6 protein-coding genes are annotated in these 4,874 nt (G+C 40.5%); all 6 read left to right on the top strand.

The window, feature by feature from the left end; translation table 11 throughout:
• Positions 1-3,435, top strand: a 3,435-nt coding sequence (locus V7Z64_RS11780; protein ID WP_297991066.1) for a dynamin family protein, incomplete at its 5' end; no start/stop codon positions are given.
• On the top strand, positions 3,428-3,700 hold the full coding sequence (locus tag V7Z64_RS11775; protein ID WP_297991068.1) for a YpbS family protein: 273 nt from the start codon (positions 3,428-3,430) through the stop codon (positions 3,698-3,700). The genes V7Z64_RS11780 and V7Z64_RS11775, both read left to right, overlap by 8 nt.
• 53 nt (positions 3,701-3,753) lie before the next feature.
• A complete protein-coding gene (locus V7Z64_RS11770) occupies positions 3,754-3,894 on the top strand; it encodes a hypothetical protein (protein ID WP_297991070.1) in 141 nt (46 codons plus the stop codon).
• A 44-nt stretch (positions 3,895-3,938) separates the two neighbouring features.
• Positions 3,939-4,460 carry a TlpA family protein disulfide reductase gene (locus V7Z64_RS11765; RefSeq protein WP_297991072.1) on the top strand — a complete coding sequence of 174 codons (522 nt, stop codon included), beginning with the start codon at positions 3,939-3,941 and terminating at the stop codon, positions 4,458-4,460.
• Between the two features lie 80 nt (positions 4,461-4,540).
• Positions 4,541-4,672 carry an FbpB family small basic protein gene (locus tag V7Z64_RS11760; protein WP_003396080.1) on the top strand — a complete coding sequence of 44 codons (132 nt, stop codon included), beginning with the start codon at positions 4,541-4,543 and terminating at the stop codon, positions 4,670-4,672.
• A gap of 35 nt (positions 4,673-4,707) precedes the next feature.
• Positions 4,708-4,851, top strand: a complete 144-nt coding sequence (locus tag V7Z64_RS11755) for an acid-soluble spore protein N (RefSeq protein ID WP_003396082.1) — start codon at positions 4,708-4,710, stop codon at positions 4,849-4,851.
• The last annotated feature ends 23 nt before the right edge of the window (positions 4,852-4,874 follow it).

The raw sequence follows: 4,874 nt of genomic DNA, 5'->3' as shown, positions 1-4,874 counted from the left end.
GAATTGATCGGCACCCCACTCTTGCCATCTAGCCCAATTCCGACAAGTGCAAACCTTGTGAAAGTAAAGTCGGGGCAACCATATGCGCGTGTATATTATAAAAATAGTGAGCCGATTGAATACGCCGCTCCTTATGACTATGAAGAAGTAAAAACGTTTTGTCGAGACGGCGATGCCATTGATATGATTGAGATTAGCCAAGAAACAGATGCGCTCCCATCTGGAATTGTACTGATGGATACGCCAGGAATTGATTCAACTGACGATGCGCATCGTTTGGCAACGGAGTCTGCTCTTCATTTAGCGGACGTAATTTTTTATGTGATGGATTACAACCACGTTCAAGCTGAGCTAAACTTCGAGTTTACAAAACGATTGTCACAGCATGGAAAAACGTTATACTTAATTGTGAATCAAATCGATAAACATCGCGACGAAGAGCTTTCGTTTTCACAGTTTGCTCGTTCTGTTGACGAAGCATTTCAGCAATGGGGCGTCACATTTGAACGTATTTTTTATACGTCTCTGAAACAAAAGGAGCATGTATATAATGAGTTCGAGTCGTTAAAACAATTGTTGCGGTCGCTTTTTCGTGAAAAAAACGATCGGCTTCAACAAAGTATACATATTGCAGTGAAGCAAATCATTGATGACTATATGCAAACGTTGACAGCTCAACAAGCAGAAGAGGAACAAAACATTCGTCAATCGCTTTCATTTAAGAACGATCGTGAGCTTCTCGAAAAAATCGAAGAGATGGAGAATATGATCGATCACATAAAAAAAACGTGGTCAAATGCGAGACAGCAATTTGAGCAACAGTTAGCAACTATACTAGATAATGCATATGTGATGCCTTATGAAACGCGGGAGCATGCGCGCGCCTATTTAGAAGCGTGCCAACCAGATTTTAAAGTCGGTTTTTTATTTACAAAACAAAAGACGGAAGAAGAACGTAAAAGGCGATTGCGTGCCTTCTACGAGAATTTGCATCGTAACATTGAAAGTCAGTTGGAATGGCATGTTCGGGACCTACTAAAACAGTTTTATCAACGATACGATATTCACGATCATGAGTTGTTGCATCGCATGCAACAACTTACTATCCCACTTTCTGAGCAATGGATCATTGAGCGAAAGCCAAATCAACCGCTTATCACAGGAGATTATGTGCTCACTTATACGAACGACATAGCAAATGAAATGAAACGATTGTATCGTGACGTAGCACTTCAACTGATAGATCATATGATCGAAAGAGGAAAAAACCAACAGAAGTTGAATGTGTATGAACGACAACTCAATCAGCTGATTCAGGAGCGTTCGGCTTGGGAACAATTAAAACAACTTGCGCGTCAACGCGAACATATTCGTCAACAGTTACAAAACGTTATTGCGGCTACAAAACCGTTAAGCGATGATGTTGTTGTTCCGTTTATCCATGAAACATTTACGAAGCGAATAAGTAGTCAAAAGAAACAAAATGTGCCGTATGAAATCGAGGCGGCGACAGAAGAGGCTCTAATCCGAACGAAACAACTAGCGGGCGTGACAATGGAACAAATGGTTGAAAAATTACGCACGATTAGTCAAATGATTGCTCCGCTCGAGGGGTTAAAGCAGCTAGCAAAAGAAATGAACGAGAAAGTTCAGCAACTTCAACAACGGACGTTTACGATTGCTTTATTTGGAGTTTTTAGTGCTGGAAAATCTTCATTTGCTAATGCGCTAATAGGCGAACACGTCTTGCCTGTTTCGCCACATCCGACGACGGCAACGATTAATAAAATCGTTCCGCCGACCGATGAATATCCACACGGAACCGTTGTGGTACAAGTAAAAACGGAACAACAGCTTTTAAACGATTTGCAACATTCCCTCCGCTTTTTCGGTGTGCAAGTCCATTCGTTGCAAGAAGCGATCGAAGAAAGCGAAAAGGCGATTCGTAATCGTGCTGTTGACGCAAAAGAACGTGTGCATTGGGCGTTTTTGCAAGCCGTCGTCCGCGGTTATGAGCAAATGAAGGACAATCTTGGGCGGTTACTGACGATCTCATTTCAGCAATTTCACGAATATGTAGCGAATGAAACGAAGTCATGCTTTGTCGAATGGATTGAATTATATTATGACTGTCCATTAACTCGTGAAAACATAATTCTTGTTGATACACCGGGTGCAGACTCGGTAAATGCTCGTCATACAGGAGTTGCATTTAATTATATAAAAAATGCAGACGCGATTTTCTTTGTCACATATTATAACCATGCTTTTTCAAAAGCGGATCGCGAGTTTTTAATTCAGCTTGGTCGTGTAAAGGATACGTTTAGTTTAGATAAGATGTTTTTCATCATTAATGCAGCTGACTTAGCGCATACAAAAGAGGAATTGCAATCCGTTGTTCGTTACGTCAGCGGTCAGCTTCTCCAATTTGGTATTCGACATCCTCGTCTCTTTTCGTTATCGAGCAAGTGGGCGCTTGCCGAGAAGAATGGCGATACATGGAAACATGATGTATTATCGAATTCGGGGATGCGCGCGTTTGAACAGGCGTTTTACCCATTCATTCATCATGAAATTGGCTCGTTAGCGATCGCTTCCGCTCGCTTGCAAATGAAACAAGCTCGTCAGCGGTTAGCAGAATACATTGCAGAAGCGAAGCAAAGCGATGATATGAAGCGTAAAAAGCTACAAATATTACAGCAAGAGCAACAACAACTTGAACAAATCATTGAACAATATGGGCCGGCTCATGATGTTCATGCCATTGAACAAGAGTTAGATGAGTTAGTTTATTATATTCAACAGCGCATCTTTTTCCGTTTACCAGACTGGTTTAAAGAGTCATTTAATCCTTCCGTTCTTCATGATCGGCAAGCAAATATAAAAAGAGCATTACAATTATGTTTAGACGAGTTTTTATATTCGATTGGATTCGACTTAGCACAGGAAATGCGCGCAACTAGTTTGCGGATGGAATCATTTATGAACAAACGTTATGATCTTCATTTTATGGCGTTAGAGAAGCAGTGGAAACAAGTGCATGATCTCGTGATAACGAAAGTGGATCTTCCTGTTTTCCCGACGATCGAATTTCCACTCGCTTTAGAACAAATTGATCGAAACATATTTAAAAAAGCGTTGGCGTTATACAAAAATGCAAAATCTTTTTTTGAAAAAGATGAAAAACGATACATGAAAGAAGAATTAGAAAAACAATTACGTGAACCAATTGCCGCGTATATAGATGAACAAAAGCAACGACTGGTGGCGCATTATTCTACACAATGGACTACAGCAATGAATCGTTTGCATCGTCATATGCGCGAACAACTAAATGAACATTTTAAAGGATTAGTTGCCGCGTTAACGGCCCAAGCACCAATGGATGAGTTACAGCATATTTACGACATGATTGGAGGAATGGATGATGAGTGAAGTTCACCAAGCTATTACAGCACATTCAAAAAAACAACATGCGCTCATTCGTACGTTTGTCGAGTTGGATGCTAGACGGGAGGCGTATATTGAGGAAGCAGTCGCTTTATGTCAACGGGGTGAGCCGTTTTCGGTGCATAACATTAATGAAGTGACAAAACAAATAAATGAGCTAGCTAAAAACGGAATTGTTCCGCAGAGAAAATATGTGACCGTTGACATGGTGAAGGAATATGTCCAAAAATTAAATGGTAAGTCGTTATAGTGCAAATCGTCCCATTCGCACATACTATCCTTGAATAAAAAGGAGGTGAGGGAATGGGACGAACAAAGCTAGGGAATGCAAACGCTCAACGAAACAATAACGCAAAACAAAAAAACAACTTAAATAACGAATTTGCTTCATATGCTGAAGTGGAAGTGAAGAAAATGGGCAATGAGCATAAAAATATTCGATAAGGCGCGCATATGCGCCTTTTTTGAGGAGCTAAACGAAATGGAGGATGACGATGAAAAAGTGGATCGCTATCATTGTCTTATTCGTTTTTTTTGCATACATGCTGTGGGAACAGATGATAGAAAGACAAACGGTCACAACTGGTATTCAAATCGGTATGAAGGCGCCCGATTTTTCTTTAGAAACGATCGATGGAAAAACAGTTCAACTCTCACAATTCAATGGAAAAGTAGTTATTGTGAACTTTTGGGCAACATGGTGTCCGCCATGTCGAGCAGAAATGCCAGACATGCAAACGTTTTACGAAAAGTATCATAACCAAGTAGAAATTGTAGCTGTCAATGTGATGGTGAGAGATTCACGCGAAAAAGTCAGCCAGTTCATAAAAGATTATCGTTTAACTTTCCCTGTCGTGCTCGATATGGATGGACATGTCATGAAGCAATATGATATTCAGCCGATTCCGACATCGTTTATTATCGATCGACAAGGGGTCATTCGAGAAAAACACATCGGGCCAATGTCATATGAGCAAATGGTGCAATATGTAGAGAAATGGGGGGAATAGCCGAGAAGTCGGCTATTTTTTGTATATTTTTCATTATGTTTGGAAAAGATAGAAAAAAATAAAAAGTAGGTGAATAGGCGATGCGAAAAATAAGAAAGCGGACATTCGCAGAACTTGTGATGGAAAATAAAAGACAACTATTGAACGATGCGAACGCATTAGAAAAATTGGAAGAGAAAATGGAAACGCGTTGGCTTCATAAAGCAGAGTAATACGGCCATACTATGAGGGAGAGGGGGATGAATAAATGGGTAATCCGAAAAGTAATCAACAGCCATTTGTGCCGCAACATATTGGGACAAAACCACGAGCAGCAGGCGGCAACAAGGGGAAGCAGATGCAAGATCAATCTGGTCAACATCCACAAGTTATCCAGACAAAAGGGGAATAAGGGCGAGTATTCGCCCTTATCAT

It is taken from the genome of Anoxybacillus sp., from assembly GCF_036834105.1.
GTDB lineage: Bacteria > Bacillota > Bacilli > Bacillales > Anoxybacillaceae > Anoxybacillus.
Note: the sequence above shows the minus strand (reverse complement) of the source record. Positions and strands in the feature narration are given on the sequence as shown.